We start from the raw sequence: 20,451 nt of genomic DNA on the forward strand, positions 1-20,451 counted from the left end.
TTATTTTAGACTGGAATTCCTGTTCCCAGAATTCCTTTTCTTTTTTTATCCCCAATTTTCCATGCCCTATAAACATATAACGCATGAAGAAAACTAAAGAGTCGAAATTTATGGAACTCATCCTGACAGAAGATTCCTCTTGGTGTCAAATCTTCTAAAGCCAAACTAAAAAAACATCAACGCCCATTAAATTCAATAAGTTACAAACCAAAAGAATGCTAATTGAGCATTGTTTTTATATAAAAAATGTCTATTCATAAAAAAGTAACCTGCGAATTATCAACACAAAAAACTACAAACTTAGCAAAATAAAGCCAATAGGAGCACAAAACACCATGCCTGGCAGTTATTTGTGGTGATTTAGCATTGAAAACCTCTTGCACAGATCTGCTTCTAACTAGTTCAATCTTATTTCGTGAACTGGTTCTCATTTTTAAAAGGCAAACCTCAAAAACCTGCGAGCGGTCACATTCAGATGTTCATGCTATAATGCGCGCCCCAGTCCCGATGAAGTTTCAGATATGTTACACAACCAGATAAAGAGTGATATCAAGCAGTGCTATGAGAACCTGGGCAACCAGCTCGATAACTTTATACCTAGAAGGGCTCAAAACTATCTGGTTGCCGAGATAGCCAAGACACTTGGCGGTGAATACCATGCCAAACACCGCATGCTGGTCGGCGAAGCCGGCACAGGAATAGGTAAATCACTCTCCTATCTATTGGGGGCGATCCCGTTCGCGGTGTTCAACAACAAGAAAGTGTTGATTTCAACCGCGACCGTTGCCCTGCAAGAGCAGCTGATCAATAAAGACCTGCCTCTGTTCAACCGTATTTACCCCAAAGAGTTCAGTTTTATCCTAGCCAAGGGCCGCCAACGCTATTGTTGCAACCATAAATTAGAAGCTAGCTGTAATAGTGATGAAAGTCAGCAGGTTAGCCTATGGGATGAAAAACCTAAAAAGTCAGATTTAGATCTTTTGAAGCGGATGTTGATAGCCAGCGAGGGTGGGAAATGGGATGGCGACCGGGACAGTTGGCCCACGACCATTCCCGATCGCATCTGGCAGCAGATTGTCGCCGATAAGCATAGTTGTCATGCCGGCTTGCCCAAACACCGGGACTGTCCATTCTCCAAGGCCCGCGAGCATTTGGAGAAGGCCGATGTCATTATTGCCAACCACGCCCTACTGATGGCAGACATTGAATTGGGCGGCGGCATTATCTTACCTGAGCCAGAAAAAACCATCTATGTCATTGATGAAGCACACCATTTGCCTCAGGTCGCACGCGACTTTTCCTCGGCAGCGGCTAGCCTTAAAGGCGCGGCTAGCTGGCTTGAAAAGCTCAATCAATCTGTCGGTAAACTGGCAGAGCTGGCCGATTACAAGAAATCAGGCCGATTCCAGACCGCACTGAGCGAGAACATTGCGACACTAATCCCCACCCTGCGCCAAATCGCCAGCAGTATCGATGACAGCCAATTCAATAAAGACGGTGTTTACCGCTTTGAACATGGTGAACTCCCAGCATGGCTGCAAGAAGAAGCCAAGGGCTGCAAAGATGCGAGTAAAAAGGCCTTGCAAGCGCTGGGGAAAATTCACGATTTGATCTCAGAACGTACGAAAGACAATGAAATCTTACCAAGGCTCGGTGAGCAAGCGCTTGCTGAATCAGGATTTTATTTACAGCGACTTGAAAACCTTGAGAAAGTCTGGAGCTTGATGGCCCAGCCCAACAAGGATAAAGGCGCCCCGCTCGCACGTTGGATAGAAAAAAGCCAAGACCGTGAGAATGACTACATCATTGAAGTCTCCCCACTTGAAGTCGGCTACCGCCTCGACCAATTACTTTGGAGCCGTGCTGTGGGCTCCATTCTGGTATCGGCAACCCTACGGGCATTGAACCAGTTCGACTACTTTTGTCGCCAAGCCGGTATTTATGAAAAAGAAGCCACCCGGTTCTTGGCTTTGGCCTCACCGTTTGACTACCAGAACAACGCTCGATTGGTGATCCCGGCCCTGCCTCTTGAGCCGCAAGCAGATAAATTTACCGATTTGCTCATCGACACCCTGCCAGAATACCTCGAAGGGGAAACATCTAGCCTTGTCTTATTCTCTTCCTATTGGCAGATGAACCAAGTCGCGGACAAGCTGCGACCTCTGGCGAAAAATAACCGCTGGGAACTCCTTGTTCAGGGTGAAGAGTCACGTCAAATCACTCTAAAAAAACATAAAGAGAACTGTCAAAAAGGTAAAACCAGCATTTTATTCGGCACTGGTAGCTTCTCTGAAGGTCTTGATTTACCAGGCGATTTACTTAAAAACCTAATAATTACCAAGATCCCATTCGCGGTGCCTACCTCGCCAGTAGAAGAAGCCCATGCAGAGTACATTGAAAGCCGCGGTGGTAACCCGTTTTTGCAAATATCGGTACCAGAAGCGAGCAAAAAGCTGATCCAGTCAGTGGGCCGCCTGCTGCGTAAAGAGGAAGATACCGGTAGAGTCGTTCTGCTCGACCGCCGGGTGATCACCAGACGCTACGGCAAAGCCTTGCTCGACTCTCTGCCACCTTTCGAACGTGTCATCGAACACGTCAAAAAGTAGATAACGACTCATGATTGAAATGATAGAGCCAGGAGTGTGGCTCTTACTTGGATTGGTAGCCCTTCTGGCCGGTTTTATCGACGCAGTCGCGGGTGGAGGCGGTATGCTGACCGTCCCTACTCTGCTGTCTATTGGTCTGCCACCCCATATTGCATTAGGCACCAATAAACTGGCGGCTACCTTTGCTTCATCAACAGCAGCTTGGACTTATTATAAGAAGCAGCTGTTTTCACCCTTATTTTGGCGCCAGTCCTTCATTGCCACTCTAATCGGTGCGATAGGCGGTACCCTAGTGGTTGATATGATTTCTACCGAGTGGTTGGAGAAAGTACTGCCGCTGATCATCCTGACCACTGCGGTATACACCCTTTGGCACCCACATCCCAAAGGAAATAACCGCTGCTTACCGCAGAAATCCCCAGCTCTGACCAAAAAACAGTGGGTACAGGGCACAAGCTTGGGTTTTTATGATGGTGTTGCAGGTCCTGGAACCGGTGCCTTCTGGACTGTGTCGAATATGGCGCTTTACCGCCTTGATATCCTGATGGCATCCGGCCTTGCCAAAGCCATGAACTTTACCAGCAACCTGACCTCGCTGGTGACCTTTGCTATCTTAGGGCATATTAATGTAGTACTCGGCCTGACAATGGGTGTCTGCCTGATGATCGGTGCCTATATCGGTGCCCACTCCGCCATTCGCTTTGGCGCACGCTTCATCCGCCCTGTTTTTGTCACCGTTGTGATCATTTTGGCCGTCAAACTGGCCCTGCAGGCTTGGTTTTAACCCGCCGCTGAATTTGGAGTCATACCATGCTCGATTTCCAACGACTGGAAGAAATCGCCACCCAACTGGCCGACGAGGCTACCAGTACCGATAGCAAGCGGGGAGAAGCCCAGCGCCCGTTATTTGATGAGCAATTGTTTCATTGTCGTAGCAAACTGCTGGTTCCTTGTGTCGAAGAGATCCGTGAAGAAATCCTCGCGCTAAGCCGTGAGCACGCTCAAGGCAAACTCGATCCCAGTCGTACCCAGCATGTTTGTGAACGCATCGTTTCACAAATCCAGGCGGTACAGCGGGAACTTGCCACACAGCAAATTCGCAAAAATGAACCACAACGAACGAGAAGCTGGCGCAAGCCGATATATGAGCTCAAGCAAGATCTCGCCCAGCACCAAGAATGGGCCAAACGCTTAGCCACTATGCAGCGCACCAAAGAGCAAGCCGTGAACCGATGCCGCTCAGTTGAAGAACGACAGAGCTTGGAGAGCGAAGCCGCAACCTTAGCTGATCGCTTGTACCGCTGCCGTGCCGCACTGGCAAAACTCGAAAAACAGATCAGCATGCGGGAGCGGAAAGGTTAATGGCACTTCATTTGGTTTATCACCCTATTTACTCAGAGCTTGATCTGCCACCGCAGCATCGCTACCCCATCCACAAATATCGGATGCTGTATCAGCACCTGAACCAACAGCTGGGACTCGACGGCCATCCACATATCAAGCTGCACCAACCGCACCCCATTGATATTGACGAGATCAAACAACTGCACCACCCCGATTACATTGATGCCCTGTTTAGCAACACCTTGCCTGCCGCGAAAATGCGCCGAATTGGTTTTCCATGGAGTACGCAGCTTATTGAGCGTACCCTGACCTCTTCGGGTGGCACCAAGTTGACCGTCGATTTGGCCTATCAGCACGGGATAGGGATCCACCTTAGCGGTGGCTATCATCACGCCCATCATGATTTTGGCAGTGGTTTTTGCCTTATTAACGATCTGGCACTTGCTGCCCGCCACGCCCTTACCCTCGACGGTATAGACAAGGTCATGATCATTGATTGTGATGTCCACCATGGTGATGGGACGGCGACCTTATTGGCTGATGATCCGGAAATAATTACCTTTTCCGTTCACTGCGACAAGAACTTCCCTGCCCGTAAGCCAGCATCAGATATCGATCTCGCCCTTCCCCGAGAAACGACCACCGAAGAATACCTTGATGCTTTTGCTGGTATCTTGCCCCTTGCGCTGGCACAGCACCAACCGGATATGGTGATCTACGATGCTGGTGTCGATATCCACCAGCACGATGAATTGGGCTACTTCAATGTGTGTACCAGTGGTATTTATCAGCGCGATCATCTGGTAATGAGTCATTGCCGCAATACCAGTATTCCCGTTGCGGCTGTCGTCGGCGGTGGCTACCGCAGTGAGCATCAACAACTGGCCAACCTGCATGCCCAGCTTATATACTCGGCATTAGATATACTGGCGCAGCGCTAGCTCTTGTAACTAACCAGACGATGTGAACATTATGACTGAATCAACTTCATCCCCCCTCGACAACGCTCCGGACGATATCAAATTGGCGGTAGATCTTATCTACCTACTCGAAAACAACGAGGTTGATCTTAAAACGGCATTGTCAGCAATCAATATCGTGAAGGGTGATCTAGAAGCCAAGCTAAAAGCATCCAAAGGCCAATAGCCCGACACATTGTTAACCCTTCATTACTGCATTTCAGCACAAGCAGCTTAACACCTAACGGAGTCACTCTCAGGCTGCTTGCCTATTGCCATAGCTGCTAATGTTATGAGCTATATATTCCTAACAGCAAATCGTCAAAATAATGACCATCTCGTTATTTTCCCGTCATCAAAATAACCACTAACTTCAATTGAAATATTTTTAAATAAATAATTAAACCGTTGGTATTCCACTTATTTTTATATCGTTCTACAATCTTTGCCGCAAATAAATCTAATTATATTTTCAGAACATATTTTTACTCATATACATACCAGTTGGAGCTGTAATGAAAAAGGGACTAACACTAACGGCTATTGCTGTTGCTGTGCTTTTATCGGGCTGTGCGTCTGATTCTGATGCAACAAAAACACTTCCTCTAGAAAGCAATCAGTCTGAAATCTCCACCCAGATCAATTCAATTGCTCAGAACATTAATCAAGCTAAAGAAAAACTTAGCAATGCAAAAGCGGATGACCTTCCTTGGTTTGCAACAAAATCATTCCAGGATGCAGATAAAGCACTCAGCGACGCTAAAGAATACTACGCGGTGTTTGAGACGGACCCAAGCAAAGCACACAGCAGTACCGGCTTCTTTAGCTCAAGAACCAATATTCAAGCGACAGAAGAGGCGCTGAACCTATTCAATTTAAATATTGCAAAAGCAGAAATGACCCGCGAAAAGGCATTATCTGTTCTTGATGAAGCATTTTCTTACCGTGCACAATTAGCGTCTTTAGACGTCAATGAATATTATCCGCAAACCAATGCACGCTTAGAAACCCAGCTTAAAACATTGGTCAACTTTATTGCCGATGACAGAACAGAGCGTGCTACGTCTGGCCAACCGGATTTGGTTAGCCGACAACGTGCGCTAGAAGTCAAAACGGTCACTCGTATTTATCTATCCGACGCACAAAAAGAATTGGCGCGATTGAAAACGAGTAACACGGCACTACATGCGCCAGATACCCTAGCTGTAGCCGCAACACGTGTAACTGCTGCTGAAGCCTTCATTGGTGCTGAGCCTCGTTCGATTAACAAGATTGAAGACAAGGCAGCTGAAGCCATGTTCTCTCTAAAACATGCCGAGCATATTGCTGACGTAGTACAGAAACTAAAAGCATTACCAGAAAAAGACTATGAGCGTCATGTACTGACGTTTGAAAAACTACTGGTCAACATTTCCAAAGCACTTGGTAGTGACGATCTGCGTGATAACCCAATTAATCAACAAGGCAAGCTTCTTGTCTCTCTGATTGAACAGCAGAAAGCCCAATCAAGCGAAGGTGAGCAGAACTTGCAACAACTTCTGGCACAGCTGACTGACGAGCAGGAAAAAAACACAGAGCTTGAAGCATCACTGACAGCAGAGCAGCAAGCTAGCGTTCAAACCAGTGAGAAAGTGAAGCAATTGGAAGCCAAGATTGCCGAACTCAATGCTTCCCTTGTCGCAGCTTACACCCAAGCGAACGACCAAGGCGAAGATGCTATTGTTCAACAAGAGCAAAACGCTAGTAAAGAGGACGCTGTAGCTGAAGAGTCAGTCACAGAAGAAGTAGCTACAGAAGATGTTAAAGTCGCTGAAGCAGCAGATAAAACGTCCGATGTTAAAGCAACGGAAGTAGAGGCCGTAGAGGTAGAAACGGCACCTCAAAAGCTTACTGCTGAAATTGAACCAGAAGCGGCAAGCTAACCCCCCTAAACCATCTCAATAATAAGAAGTGGCCAATTGGCCGCTTCTTTTTATTGACGTTTCCCCTAGGGGAAGGTTTACACTTATTGGTAATCTTATAATTTACAGTTAGATATTGATGACTTTGCGCCGACCGCACAATATGCTGGCATTACTTCTGGTGTTGATGATTAGCCTAGCGATCAACCCAGTTTTTGCTATGTCTGGTCATCAAGTAATGCTCAGTCAACAAACAGTTTCAAGCCATCATACAGACTCTGCATCATCGACGGCCCATAACACTGCTCATCACAGTGTTCATAACCAAGGCATGCTTCACTGTGATAACTGCGTTGATGGTTCTACAATGGACGCTAACCACTGCGGCAATGATGGTGATAACAAGCATTGTAAAAGCTGCAACAGCAGCCATTGTCAGTACTCCACTCTGCCCGAATTCTATTTCGCACAAGCAAACTTATCCGCTCAAGGTGCTCCCCAACGCTTATTGGTAAGCGTTCCAATTTCTCGCCCCGAAAATAGCCTCCGCCCCCCTATTCACTAATTCGCTTCCGTTTACAACACTGGGCCAGTTCGCTTGTCCAGTCGCTATTTACGTCGAAAAAGTGAAAAACATATGCATAACAACAAGATCTACCGTGCGATCTGCATGGTGTCTCTCATTGGTTTTGCTGCCAGTTCTTGGGCGAACTCTTATCCAGACAACGCCCTTTCTGAGCCAGCGACATTAAATGGGTTAATTAACTGGGCGGTTGAACATGATGTTGCCCAACAGCAAATACAGTTTCAGGCTAATGCGATCAGCGAAATGGGGATTGCCAATAGCCAACTCATGGATCCCAAAGTGAAGGTTGGTATCGGCGGTTTACCGGTCGATAGCTTTGCTTTCGATGAAGACCCAATGACCAACATTTCAGTCGGCTTAATGCAACAATTTGGCCGTGGCGATAGCTTATCTCTGCAGCAAAAGCTGAGCCGGCAACAAGCTGGGAGTGTTCGCAAACAAGCCGATATCCGCAAGCTGGATGTCACCAAAGCGATTACAACAAGTTGGATCGAACTGGCCTACCTTGAACAAAGCCAGCTATTGATTAAACAAAACCAAGATCTCTTCCGCGAACTCACCCGCTACCTCAGCACCAACTACGGTGTTGGGGCTAGCCAAGCGCAGGATTTGATCCAAGCCGAGTTACAGGTCAACAAAATTGATGATCAACTTCAGTCAAACCAACAGATGCAACAGCAGCTGCGTGCCCAGTTATCTGAATGGTTAGGCGAACAAGCTTGGCAGATCAAACCCAAAGCCTATCCACAATGGCTGGCTCTGCAAACCTATCTAGTAGCGTCAACACAGGATCATTATCAACAACTCGCCAGCCATCCGAATATTCTCGTGACAGATGAGCTGATCAAAAGTAGTGAAACCGGTGTGGAAATTGCCAATGAATCCTACCAACCGCAGTTCGGCGTCGAGGTGATGTATGCCCATCGTCAGGCGGATCGTATGGATGGCTCTGCCGCTCCGGACTTGATCAGCGCCTATATCACCATGGATCTCCCGCTGTTCACCGAAAAACGTCAGGACAGAAAGCTGTCTGCCGCCCAGCATCAGGTCGGTGCGGCCAAAACACAGCGTGATCTCATGCTGCGCCAGATGCATGCACAGATCAGTGCTGCCGTTATCAACAGGGATAACACCCAGCAGCGTCTGGATCGCTACCGCTCAACCTTGCTAAAGCAAGCCAAGGAAAAAACCCAGGCGGTCGAGCGAGGCTATCAAAACAATACCAGCCAGTTGGATGAATATATCCGGGCTGCCAGTGAAGAGCTGGCCATAGAGCTGGAACAGGCACGCCTTGCCGCCGACTTACAACAAACAAATAACACCTTGGCTTACCTGCTGAACAAATATTAAGGGATATCATGAAACAGTCATTTTCTGTTGCCTTCATCGCGCTCGCCATTGGTGCTGGCCTGGGTTATTTCAGTAACAGCTACTTCGCTAATAAACAATTAGGCACAAGCCATGACACAAACAGCCAAGCAGCTAGCAACGAGCCTCTTTACTGGGTCGCTCCCATGGATCCGAACTACCAGCGTGATAAGCCCGGTAAATCACCGATGGGGATGGATTTAATCCCAGTCTATGAAGAAGATCTTGCAGGCGGCAATGATGACCCGGCCGGTACCGTCACTATCAACTCAGCGGTTGAGAACAACCTCGGCGTCAAAACAACCCAGGTTGAACGCCAGCAGCTCGCCCCAAAAATTGATAGCGTGGGCTATGTTAGTTTTGATGAAAGCCAGCTATGGCAGATCAACAGCCGTGTCAGCGGCTGGATCCAAAACCTCAGTGTCAATGCCATTGGTGAGCGAGTACTTGCCGGACAAGTATTATTCGAGATCTACTCACCAGATCTAGTCCGAGCCCAGGAAGAGCTGATCAATGCCAAGCGCATGGGTAAAGCGGTGCTGGTCAATGGCGCCAAAGATCGCTTGCGTTCATTAGGCGTGGATAACGGCCAGATCAGCGATATTCTTCGCCGTGGCAAACCGCGTCAGTATATTGCGATCAAAGCCCCTGCCGATGGGGTCATTGCCACCCTCGACATCCGTAATGGTGCTTACTTGTCGCCACAGCAGACTGTCATGAGCGGGGGGTCACTGTCTGATATTTGGGTCGATGCCGAAGTGTTTGAGCGCCAAGCCCATTGGATCAAACCTGGCACCAATGCGGATATGTGGGTCGATGCCCTTCCGGGTAAACATTGGCAGGGCCAAGTTGATTATATCTATCCGATTTTGGATCCTGCTACCCGTACTTTGCGAGTACGTTTGAAATTCAGTAACCAAGAAGCCAACCTAAAACCCAACATGTTCGCCAACTTAACCTTGATCCCGCAGACCAAGGAATCGGTGTTCGTGGTACCGGAACAAGCGGTGATCCGCTCAGGCAATATGGCCCGTGTTGTCCTCGCTCTTGGTGAAGGTAAATACCGCTCGGCAAGAATTGAAACAGGACGAACCGCCGCTGGCATGATTGAGGTAATTGATGGGCTAACGGCTGATGATACCGTCGTGACCTCGGCTCACTTTATGCTTGATTCTGAATCGAGCCAAAATGCCGATCTCAGCCGCATCAACACCCAGACACCGAGTCAACCTTCCAGCCAAGTCCACACCACCGGGGTGATCCGAAATATCATGCTGGATCACAAGATGCTAACGCTGGAGCACCCACCCATCCCTGAATGGGGCTGGCCTGCCATGACCATGGATTTTACGGTCAGCGATGACAGTGATCTAAACCATTTAGTCGGTGGCCAGTCGGTACGGTTTCTAGTGACCAAGCAGGACAATGGCCAGTACACGCTTTCAGGTATAGAAGCAGATGACGGGGAAAGTGGTGCAATAATTGACCACAGCGCCCACGACCATCAAAACATGGAACATGATACCCAGACTCCAGCGACCAAGGAGACTGAACAATGATCGGTGCCGTGATCCGGTGGTCAATCCAAAACCGTTTTCTGGTTTTGGTTGCCACCGCTTTTTTAATTGCTTCCGGCCTATACAGCGTCAAGCAAACTCCGATTGATGCCATCCCAGATTTATCGGATGTACAGGTCATAATCAAAACCAGCTATCCCGGCCAAGCACCGCAAGTGGTAGAAGATCAAGTTACCTACCCGCTGACCACTGCCATGCTGGCAGTACCAGGGGCAGAAACGGTTCGTGGTTATTCCTTCTTCGGCGATTCCTATGTCTATATCATCTTCAACGATAATACCGATATGTACTGGGCACGCTCGCGGGTATTGGAATACTTAAGCCAAGTCGCCCCAAACCTACCTGACAGCGCCAAGCCAACACTAGGGCCCGACGCTACCGGTGTCGGCTGGATTTACAACTATGTTCTGGTTGATAAAACCGGCCAACACGATTTGAGCGAGCTTAGAAGCCTACAAGACTGGTTCCTGAAATACGAGCTGCAAACCGTGGAAGGCGTATCGGAAATCGCCACGGTTGGCGGTATGGTAAAACAGTACCAAGTCAAGATTGATCCCAACAAACTACGCGCCTATAACCTGACGCTACAACAGGTCAATATGGCGATTCAGGCCGGTAACCAAGAAGCAGGGGCCTCGGTGGTTGAGCTGGCCGAAGCTGAGCACATGGTGAGGGCAACCGGCTATGTTTCCAACATCGACGACCTCAAGAGTATACCGCTCAAAGTCACCGACAAAGGCACACCACTGCTACTTGGCGATATTGCCGATATCAACCTCGGACCACAAATGCGCCGGGGGATCTCGGAGCTAAACGGTGAGGGTGAAGCGGTTGGCGGGGTTGTAGTCATGCGCTATGGCGAAAATGCTCAAGAAGTCATCAACAACGTTAAAGACAAGCTCGCAGATCTAGAGCGCAGCTTGCCTGATGGCGTGGAGATCGTAACCACCTATGACCGCTCAGGCTTGATCGACAGCGCAGTAAAGAACCTCTACGAAAAATTACTTGAGGAATTTATTGTTGTCGCCATCGTCTGCGCCCTGTTCCTATTCCACTTCCGTTCATCACTGGTAGTGATTATCAGCTTGCCTATCGGCATTCTGTCTGCATTTATCATCATGCACTGGCAGGGGATCAACGCTAACATCATGTCACTCGGGGGGATTGCGATTGCGATCGGCGCTATGGTCGATGGTGCCATCGTGATGATCGAGAATGTCCACAAACACATTGAACGGACCCCACTTACAGATAAAAACCGCTGGCAGGTGATCAGCCGAGCAGCAGAAGAAGTCGGCGCACCGCTTTTTTTCTCGCTGATTATCATCACCCTAAGTTTTGTACCTGTGTTTGCCTTGGAAGGCCAAGAAGGCAAAATGTTCTCGCCGCTGGCCTTCACCAAAACCTTTGCCATGGCGTCGGCTGCTGGCTTGGCAATCACCTTGGTACCGGTACTGATGGGCTACCTGATCCGTGGCAACGTGATGCCCGAGCATAAAAACCCGATCAACCGCTTGGTGATTGCACTCTACCGTCCATTGCTTAATTTCAGCTTGGCGTTCCCAAAAACAGTGATTGTTATTGCACTGGCGTTGATGGCATCGGCCTACTATCCAATGCAAAAGATGGGCAGCGAATTCATTCCACCGCTGGATGAAGGCGATTTGATGTATATGCCTACCACCTACCCGGGAATATCAATCGGTAAGGCGCGCGAACTGTTGCAACAAACCGACAAGCTGATCAAAACCATCCCTGAAGTAAAAACCGTCTGGGGCAAAATCGGCCGGGCTGAAACCGCGACTGATCCCGCACCGTTGACCATGATCGAAACCATTATCCAGCTCAAACCGAAGGAAGAGTGGCGCGAAGGTGTCACCACAGAAAGCTTACGTCGTGAGCTGGATAGCTTGATTCAGTTCCCCGGTTTGACCAACGCCTGGGTAATGCCAATCAAGACCCGTATCGACATGCTGGCCACCGGTATTAAAACCCCAATAGGGATCAAAATTGCCGGCCCAGATCTCAAACACATTGAGCAAATCGGTGCCCAGCTGGAAACCGTACTGCAAGGCGTTGAAGGCACAGCGTCGGTCTATGCCGAACGAGTCGCCGGAGGCCGCTACATCACCATGGATATCAAGCGCCGAGAAGCCGCCCGCTATGGCCTAAGCATCCGTGATATTCAACAGGTGATCAGTACAGCGGTTGGTGGCATGAACGTTGGAGAATCTGTCGAGGGACTGGAGCGCTACCCTATCAATGTCCGCTACCCGCAGAGCTACCGCGATTCATTGGATAAATTGCGAAATCTGCCTCTTGTTACTCCTAATGGTGCTCGGATCGCACTGGCTGATGTCGCTGATATCCGCTTTGAAGATGGCCCACCTATGATCAAAACCGAAAATGCCCGTCCCAACGGCTGGGTCTTTATCGACATTGATGGTCGCGATCTCGGATCTTATGTTGAGGATGCCCAGCAGGTGGTTGCCGAGCAACTTGAGCTACCCGCAGGGTATTCGCTGGTGTGGTCAGGCCAATACGAGTACATGGAACGGGCCAAGGCCCGACTGACTGTGGTAGTACCTGCCACCATTGCCATCATCATGCTGTTGTTGTACTTGAGCTTCCGCCGTGCTGGAGAAGTCATGATCATCATGGGTACCCTGCCTTTGGCGATGGTTGGTGGGGTATGGCTGATGGAATGGCTAGGCTACAACTTCTCGATTGCCGTCGGTGTCGGTTTCATTGCCCTTGCCGGAGTGGCGGTAGAAATCGGGGTCATCATGCTGGTTTATCTCAATCAGGCCTGGAAGTACCAACTGGAAGAAACCGAGCACACCAACAAGCCATTGACGCTTGCGTCTCTCAACAAGGCAATTCAGGAAGGGGCGGGACTGCGGGTGCGGCCAATCATGATGACCGTATCAACCGTCATCATCGGCCTTATCCCTATTATGTACGGCTCAGGGACTGGCTCAGAAGTCATGCAGCGTATTGCCGCACCGATGATTGGCGGTATGTCCTCGGCGCTGTTACTCACGCTTGTGGTATTACCTGCCTCCTTCCAGCTTTGGAAACGCTTTAGCTACAAACTCACGCAATAACGACAAACACAATTCCCGGTGCCCTGCACCGGGTAAGGAATTATGATGAAAATAAAAACCACCTTATCACTGGCTCTAATACTGGCTACTCCCTTGAGCTTTGCCGCTGGGGGCCACGCTCATCATCACGAAGGGCACGGTAATATGTCTGGGCACCATGAGATGCCTGGCCACGGCGCGATGGCCTCAGCAGTTGGTATGCCTGCACCAGTCGCTCAGGCGAGCCAAACCTATCAAGTGGTACTAACCGACGATATGAAAATGCAATTCGAGCCAAACTTGTCCATCAAACAAGGTGATGTGGTTCGGTTTGTTATCACCAACCAAGGCCAGATCCCCCATGAGTTTTCCATCGGCAGTCTCGACGAACAAGCCAAACATCGCGAAATGATGCGGGCAATGCCGGATATGGAGCATCATGACGGAACCACTCTCACCTTAGCACCAGGTGAAACCGCAGAAATGGGATGGCACTTCATGGGCCAGAACTTTGTTGAGTTCTCCTGCAACATTGCGGGCCACTCCGAGGCTGGCATGAAGCGTAATACAATTTTGAAATAACGAGATGGAACACACGATGAAATACCTACTACCTGCACTTCTACTCTCTTTAAGCAGCGCACAAGCACTAGCAAGTACAGATGCACAAGCTTTCAGTGAGCTGTCACCGCAAGCGGCGCTTGAACAATCCCATCAGTGGCACCGGACTGGCGAGGCAACCGTGAGAATCATGCCTGACGCTATCCATGCAGAGTTCGCCGATGGCACAAAGGCGACCGTCCCTGTTGAAGAAGAGTTTCTACTCTCTATTGCCCCGTTCGAAAAAGTGACCCATGGTTGTACCTTCCATGTTCCAACTGGCTGCCAAGGGGAAATGGTCAACAAAGCCATGACGGTGGAAATTACCGATACCCAAACCAATGAAGTGGTTCAATCTGGCATGGTGAAAACCCAAAAAGACGGTTTTATTGATTTCTGGATGCCGAAAAATGGTAACTACCAGTTCACATTCACCTACCAAGGCAAAACAGCTACGGAAGTACTTAGCACAGAAGGTAACAGCCGCACCTGTATCACCACTATGCAGCTAATCTAAAAAGCGTCATCACGCTATAGCCTCCCCCTGCAGACCATAATTCTGCAGGGTGTTTTTCTATGCGCCACACATTCCCTCGTCTCTCGTCTCTCGTCTCTCAATATACTTTGACTTTCAAACTATATGATTACAAAATACCTTGACCATCAAAATATATTATTATCAAACAAAATAGCTTATACCAATCTGGGGAACGCTCATGCACAGCTCTAATTTGCAACAATGGCAGCATAGCCATGACTTTGTTTCAATCAACCATAAAGGGGAACAGCGGACGCGATGGGTGCTAGGGTTGACAGTCGTGACTATGGTGGCAGAGATCACCGCAGGTACACTGTATGGCTCGATGGCGTTATTGGCAGACGGTTGGCACATGGGGACCCACGCAGCCGCTTTCCTCATTACCTTGTTTGCCTACCGCTATGCCCGCAAGCACACCAACAACCCAACGTTCTCGTTCGGAACAGGCAAAGTCAGTGTTCTCGGAGGGTTCACTAGTGCCATCGCACTTGGCCTTGTTGCCTTATTGATGTTGGTTGAATCTTTAGACCGCCTGCTTAATCCACAAACCATACAATTCAATGAAGCCATTCTTGTGGCTGTGATCGGTTTATTAGTCAATATCGTCAGCGTATTCTTGTTGCACGGTAGCCACCATGATGATCATGGTCACCATCATCATGAACATAGCCATAGCCATGACCACGGGCATAGTCATGGTCACGATCATAACCTCCGCGCAGCCTATTTCCATGTATTGGCAGATGCCCTGACATCTCTATTGGCCATCGTTGCCCTGTTGTTTGGTAAATACCTTGGCTACGACTGGCTCGACGCCATCATGGGCATGGTCGGTGCGATAATCATTACTCGCTGGGCATGGGGCTTGATGAAGCAAACCAGCCCAATCTTGCTTGATGGCAGTATTGACCATGAATACCAACAAAAAATTGTCGACACACTTGAAAGTAATGCCGATAACAAAGTCAGTGATATCCATATCTGGAAAATCAGCGCCGACCATTATGCTGCGATGATTTCGCTGGTGACCCACCAACCCAAAGCAGCCAACGAATACAAGCAATTACTGAAAGAATTCGATAAACTTAGTCATCTCACGATAGAGGTCAACCCGTGCCAAACGGCACACTGACAACGAGACAGAAATGAAAGACATTGAACAGTTGAACCACACCATCATTGAATTCTACGAAAAGCTCTCTTCTTGGGAGCAATCCGTTGTCCGTGGCAAGGGCTTCTCCCTGCCACAGATTCATGTCGTTGAAATTCTAGGTGCCCATGGTGCGATGAGGATGAAGGAGTTGGCGGATAAAATTGGCGTGACAACCGGCACCCTGACTGTTCAGGTCGATAAAATGGTCAAGTTGGGCCTTCTGGTGCGCCGTCCACATGAATCAGATCGTCGATCGATTTTGGTTGAGCTGACGGCAAAGGGAGAAGAGTTGTATCAAGAACACGATCAACTTCATCTCAGCCTGACGCAAGACATCACCGCCAAGCTCAGTACTGATGAGCGGCAACAGCTTCTTGCTAGCTTGACCAAAATGAACCAAGAGTTCTAAACACCACGCTCCTACCGACTTCTTGCTATCCATCCTAAACAGGTACGGACTCGTACCTGTATGCCCTACTCCCTTCGCGCCATAAATATGCACCCTCTATCTTATGGAGTGGTTGAATAAACATCACATAATCATTAATTTAGCAATAAAATGTTGGTAACGTCACATCACCTGCTTACAATCCTGAACCTTTACTGAATAACAGTTGTCTGCTTCTAGATACGAATTTCAATGCACGCTGCTTGCAGCACCGGCCACTAAGGTTTACCTAACTGATTTTGGCCAAATATGGACATGGATATGAGCGATACCACCTACGGCCAGTACAACCCGGCCTTTCAGTTTTCCTTTTTACACCCTCGTCATTGGCTATTATGGGCTGCAATACCCGTCATTTTTTTACTGGCCCTACTACCACACAACGCCCGCAAAGGCATTGCTCGCTTTGCTGCCAAGCTAATTCTAAAGAAAAAAAAAGGGGCCAAACGGCGCGCATTGAAAAACATTGAGCTTTGCTTTCCTGACTACAACGAAAAACAACGGCTCGCCTTGCTGGAAGACACATTCACCGTTGCTGGTTGTATATTATTAGGCTTCGCCCAGCCTTTTATCAAAGGCCGCCGCTACATGCTCAATAGCCATGATGTTCAAGGCCTGGAGCACCTGGAAGCCCTACAAACCCAAGACAAAAACATTATCATGCTCGTGCCCCACAACTGGGCCATCGACTTTTCGGCGCTTTATTTTGCGGCCAATGACATGCCAATGGTGGCAATGATCAAACCGCAAACCAACCCAATCATCAACTGGCTGATGAACGTGCAGCGCAAGCAATTTGGCGGACGTATTTACCAGCGTAACCAAGGCATCAAACCTTATCTGCGTTCGATTAAAGAAGGCTATCTTGCCTATTACTTGCCAGATGAAGAGCATCAATTACAGCAAAGTGTGTTCGCTCCATTTTTCGGCCATGAAAAATCCACGGTCAAGGGGGTGGGCAAACTGGCCAAGCTCTCCAAGGCTGTCGTGTTACCGGTTTTTCCTTCTTATGATTTAAACACCGGTAAATTTACCATTACCATCCAGCCACCCTTAACTGACTTTCCTTCAGGCAATGAACAACAAGATGCGACAAGAATGAATCAAGAGCTGGAAGCGATGATCCGCCAACAACCCGAGCAGTACATGTGGATCCTCAAAATCTTGCGTACCCACCCTGACGGCAGCAGGCGCTATTAACTTCACCAACAGACATGAAAAAGGGCCAGATGCAAGTTGCATCCGGCCCTTGTTCTTTCTTTTTGTTATTATCTTCTTCAGCGTCGTGTTTAATACGCTATAGCGTTAAGCCGTTTCTAACACTTTCACTATCAGACCATCGTCGACTTGCTGCAACGCTTCAAGCAACTGTTCAGTATCCACTTCGATAGGCACATCAACCTGCAACTCGGCAAAGAATAAAGCCTGTCCTAGATCAGGGACACCTATACGGTGATTTTCAATCTTCACAATACCGATGCCGATATCATCCAAAATACGGGTTATATCATTGACGATACCCGGGCGATCCTTCGACTCGACCTTCAGTGTAAGGTGGTCGGTTTTGATCTCACCAACTTCCGCCGCTTCAATGATCCGGATATCCAATTCTTGCTGGGCTTGGAAAAGCTCCCTTAGTTGACCCACAGACTGCGCAGGAATATCAATCTTCAAAATCCCGACAACTTGGTTATCCAGCCTGTTAATTTTACTGATCAGCCACTTGCCCCCAAGCTCGTGAGTCTTGGCTGCCAATTTATTGATAAGTTGAGGATGATCTTGTCCCGCCAGTGTTACGGTTAGTTGAGTATTCATACGCTCTCCCCCTCTACAATCCAGCCAGAAACACACTGGCTATATAGTCAGACTAGCAAGCAAGTCGGCAATGTGCCGTGACAAGGCTCCATTCTGGTTATGAAAATCATTGTATTCCCATACTGAATTCACAGATCCATGTAAAAAAGCCAGTTACTGACGTAACTGGCTCATTTGTAATGTGCTGGATTATTGATCTCAGCTATTGGTGCGATATTTATGCAAAATCTCACCCAACTGACGAGAGGTATCCCCCAAGCTAGTACTGTTATCAATCGACTGTTCACTCATGGTACGGATCACTTCCGACTGAGAGCGGATATCATGCAGCTCTGAGGCAATATCATTGGCAACCGTTGTCTGTTGATGTGCAGCCGTTGCAATCTGGGTACTCATATCCATCACCTGACGGGCTGATAGGGCAATGTTGTCCACATCACGGCCAATTTCAGTGATCATCTCGCGGCTGTGATGAGACTGCTCTAAAGTCACAGCTGTAATGTTAGAGATACTATTTGTCTCAAGTTGCAGCTTATCGATCATTGCCTGGATCTCAACCGTCGCCTGTTGAGTGCGTCCAGCCAGCGTCCTCACTTCATCTGCCACTACCGCAAAACCACGGCCCTGCTCACCGGCACGGGCCGCTTCAATTGCCGCGTTCAGAGCAAGCAAGTTGGTTTGTTCAGAGATCGCATTGATCGTGGTGATCACCGCATTGATTTCTTCAGCTTTCTCATTAAGGCTACCAACAGCACGTGAAGCTTCGTCGGTTTGCTCAGACAACTGGGTCACTTTTACAATAGCCTGTTGGACATTGCGGTTCCCCTGCTCGATGCTTTGCATGTCAGCATCCGATTGATCTGACGTTTGCTGTGCCAAACCAGCGATGTCTTTAGCCGACGCTGTCATTTCTTCCATCGCCGTCGCTACTGAATCGAGCGAAGCGTATTGCTGGTTCACTTGTTGGCCAGCGCCTTGTGCATCATTACCAAAATTACCGGCCGCAACCTGCAGATCCTGCGCGCTGTGTTTCACGGTATTCACTAACTCGCTCAAGGTATCCATGGTACGGTCTAGTTCATAACCGATAATACCAAACTCATCCCTACCAACGTGGAAGCCCAAACGTGACGTCAAATCACCATCGGCAATACGCTTGGTGGCCTGATGCATTACCCACAAGGCACCACCAAGGAAAGTCGCCATCCAGTAACATAACAAGCCAATTGGAAGCAGTGTTGCCAGTGAATAGAAAAAGCGCTGCAGAGCCTGATCTTTTCCGGCCTGTAATGATACCGATAGTTCCTGTGAAAGGCTCGCCGTGCCCATGGGAGTTATCACCTGCGCTTGCTCTCGGGCTGCCCCGTAAGTATTGCCGGTAAAATTCACACCTTGTTGTTGCAACAAACTACGCTGGGCATCATCGTTCAAGCCTGATACCCGAACGGTTTCGACCATTGCTACAAGCCTTGCTTCGGTCACCGCCAGTTGTTGCCGTTCAAGTTGGGTCACGCTTTGGCGGTAATGCAGCCCGGCAATCGCCGTGACGACCGTGGTAATCAGTGCAAAGAGCACCCAAAACTTATCGTTGACCGACATCTTGACGAACAGCCTGTCAACGGTACGAAATTCAACCTCTCTCATCCTCGTTCCCTGTAGTTATTATTGGGTTTCGCTATATGGTAACAGCTCACCGCTTACAGTTGTGATGTGGAGTTTATTTTTCAGATAACAAGAGAGGAGCATTTCACAAAAAGTCGATCCCTATCACGATTGATGTCATTTAATGGCTTGTACGTGGCGTCCAGGCATAAAAAAACCGGCCAGTATCGCTCCGAAACTCAGAGCGATACCAACCGGTTTTGCATGTTACTTTTCGCGGATAAACGAAGGTGAGCTTAGATACCTGCGCGTTTGAACAGACCTGCCATCAAAGGCGAGTTTGCTTTAACTTGCTTGGCTTTATTCTTGAACTCACGTGCCAGCGACGCATCTTTGATATCGTTGGCAATATAAATCATTGACTGGTACATATCACCAGCGGTCTTGATTCGATCTTTATCGTTCATCGGGCTGATGATTTTCACTACATCAGAACCCTTCATGCCTTTTTCAGTTGCATAAATCTCAACCGAGTCCAACAGCTTATCTAAATCATTCACGAAGTCAGAATTTTCAACACCTAACTTCTTAATCTCTTTCAGGTTACGTTTGCGTACCTGCTTAATAATAAATGCTGGCTTGTTGATTTTCTTATAGCCGAAGAAACCGGCAAGAATCAGCAAGGCAACACCACCAGCTACATAACCCCAAATCGAACCCGAAGATTCAGCAACTGGCTGGATCACTTCGGCGGCGGTTGTAACAGACACTGGTACATCAGACATATTGGTAACCTTTCATTTCTCTGGAACAGAACAACAGTGACATTATGCACTCCAGCAACAAAGAACTATGCGTTTTATCAATT

General features: G+C 48.5%; 17 protein-coding genes. 14 read left to right on the forward strand and 3 right to left on the reverse strand.

Annotated elements, in window-relative coordinates:
* Positions 1-521 precede the first annotated feature (521 nt).
* The 14 genes from dinG (at position 522) to lpxM (ending at position 17,366) form a co-directional block, all read left to right on the forward strand.
* Positions 522-2,606 carry an ATP-dependent DNA helicase DinG gene (dinG, locus tag ACVA58_RS02870; RefSeq protein WP_446508926.1) on the forward strand — a complete coding sequence of 695 codons (2,085 nt, stop codon included), beginning with the start codon at positions 522-524 and terminating at the stop codon, positions 2,604-2,606.
* A gap of 10 nt (positions 2,607-2,616) precedes the next feature.
* The gene (locus tag ACVA58_RS02875) at positions 2,617-3,390 is read left to right on the forward strand and encodes a sulfite exporter TauE/SafE family protein (RefSeq protein WP_446508927.1); all 774 of its coding nucleotides are present in this window, start codon (positions 2,617-2,619) and stop codon (positions 3,388-3,390) included.
* A gap of 26 nt (positions 3,391-3,416) precedes the next feature.
* Positions 3,417-3,968, forward strand: a complete 552-nt coding sequence (gene priC, locus ACVA58_RS02880; RefSeq protein WP_446508928.1) for a primosomal replication protein PriC — start codon at positions 3,417-3,419, stop codon at positions 3,966-3,968.
* Positions 3,968-4,891 carry a histone deacetylase family protein gene (locus ACVA58_RS02885; protein ID WP_446508929.1) on the forward strand — a complete coding sequence of 308 codons (924 nt, stop codon included), beginning with the start codon at positions 3,968-3,970 and terminating at the stop codon, positions 4,889-4,891. Before priC ends, ACVA58_RS02885 begins: the two co-directional genes overlap by 1 nt.
* 31 nt (positions 4,892-4,922) lie before the next feature.
* Positions 4,923-5,096: a pleiotropic regulatory protein RsmS gene (gene rsmS / locus ACVA58_RS02890; protein ID WP_446508930.1), complete on the forward strand. Its 174-nt coding sequence runs from the start codon at positions 4,923-4,925 to the stop codon at positions 5,094-5,096.
* A gap of 328 nt (positions 5,097-5,424) precedes the next feature.
* Positions 5,425-6,831 (forward strand): hypothetical protein, encoded by a 1,407-nt coding sequence (locus tag ACVA58_RS02895; RefSeq protein ID WP_446508931.1) that lies wholly within the window; start codon positions 5,425-5,427, stop codon positions 6,829-6,831.
* 616 nt (positions 6,832-7,447) lie between these two features.
* A complete protein-coding gene (locus ACVA58_RS02900; protein WP_446508932.1) occupies positions 7,448-8,746 on the forward strand; it encodes a TolC family protein in 1,299 nt (432 codons plus the stop codon).
* An 8-nt stretch (positions 8,747-8,754) separates the two neighbouring features.
* Positions 8,755-10,323: an efflux RND transporter periplasmic adaptor subunit gene (locus tag ACVA58_RS02905; protein WP_446508933.1), complete on the forward strand. Its 1,569-nt coding sequence runs from the start codon at positions 8,755-8,757 to the stop codon at positions 10,321-10,323.
* Positions 10,320-13,448: an efflux RND transporter permease subunit gene (locus ACVA58_RS02910; protein WP_446508934.1), complete on the forward strand. Its 3,129-nt coding sequence runs from the start codon at positions 10,320-10,322 to the stop codon at positions 13,446-13,448. The genes ACVA58_RS02905 and ACVA58_RS02910 overlap by 4 nt, the downstream gene beginning before the upstream one ends.
* 42 nt (positions 13,449-13,490) lie before the next feature.
* The gene (locus ACVA58_RS02915; protein WP_446508935.1) at positions 13,491-14,009 is read left to right on the forward strand and encodes a cupredoxin domain-containing protein; all 519 of its coding nucleotides are present in this window, start codon (positions 13,491-13,493) and stop codon (positions 14,007-14,009) included.
* Positions 14,010-14,025: 16 nt separating this feature from the next.
* Positions 14,026-14,544, forward strand: a complete 519-nt coding sequence (locus tag ACVA58_RS02920; protein WP_446508936.1) for a CueP family metal-binding protein — start codon at positions 14,026-14,028, stop codon at positions 14,542-14,544.
* Between the two features lie 199 nt (positions 14,545-14,743).
* Positions 14,744-15,697, forward strand: coding sequence for a CDF family Co(II)/Ni(II) efflux transporter DmeF (gene dmeF / locus ACVA58_RS02925; RefSeq protein WP_446508937.1), 954 nt, complete (start codon positions 14,744-14,746; stop codon positions 15,695-15,697).
* A 13-nt stretch (positions 15,698-15,710) separates the two neighbouring features.
* Complete coding sequence (locus tag ACVA58_RS02930; protein ID WP_446508938.1) at positions 15,711-16,127, forward strand: MarR family winged helix-turn-helix transcriptional regulator; 417 nt, start codon at positions 15,711-15,713, stop codon at positions 16,125-16,127.
* A gap of 300 nt (positions 16,128-16,427) precedes the next feature.
* Positions 16,428-17,366 (forward strand): lauroyl-Kdo(2)-lipid IV(A) myristoyltransferase, encoded by a 939-nt coding sequence (gene lpxM / locus ACVA58_RS02935; RefSeq protein WP_446508939.1) that lies wholly within the window; start codon positions 16,428-16,430, stop codon positions 17,364-17,366.
* Positions 17,367-17,471: 105 nt separating this feature from the next.
* Here the strand turns inward: lpxM and ACVA58_RS02940 are convergent, their stop codons facing one another.
* From ACVA58_RS02940 to ACVA58_RS02950, 3 genes are all read right to left on the reverse strand, one after another.
* Complete coding sequence (locus ACVA58_RS02940; RefSeq protein WP_446508940.1) at positions 17,472-17,981, reverse strand: glycine cleavage system protein R; 510 nt, start codon at positions 17,979-17,981, stop codon at positions 17,472-17,474.
* A gap of 198 nt (positions 17,982-18,179) precedes the next feature.
* Positions 18,180-19,625 carry a methyl-accepting chemotaxis protein gene (locus ACVA58_RS02945; RefSeq protein ID WP_446508941.1) on the reverse strand — a complete coding sequence of 482 codons (1,446 nt, stop codon included), beginning with the start codon at positions 19,623-19,625 and terminating at the stop codon, positions 18,180-18,182.
* 254 nt (positions 19,626-19,879) lie between these two features.
* Entirely contained in the window at positions 19,880-20,368 is a 489-nt protein-coding gene (locus ACVA58_RS02950) for a hypothetical protein (RefSeq protein ID WP_446508942.1), read from the reverse strand.
* Positions 20,369-20,451: the final 83 nt, after the last annotated feature.

This window comes from Photobacterium sp. DNB22_13_2, assembly GCF_052873915.1.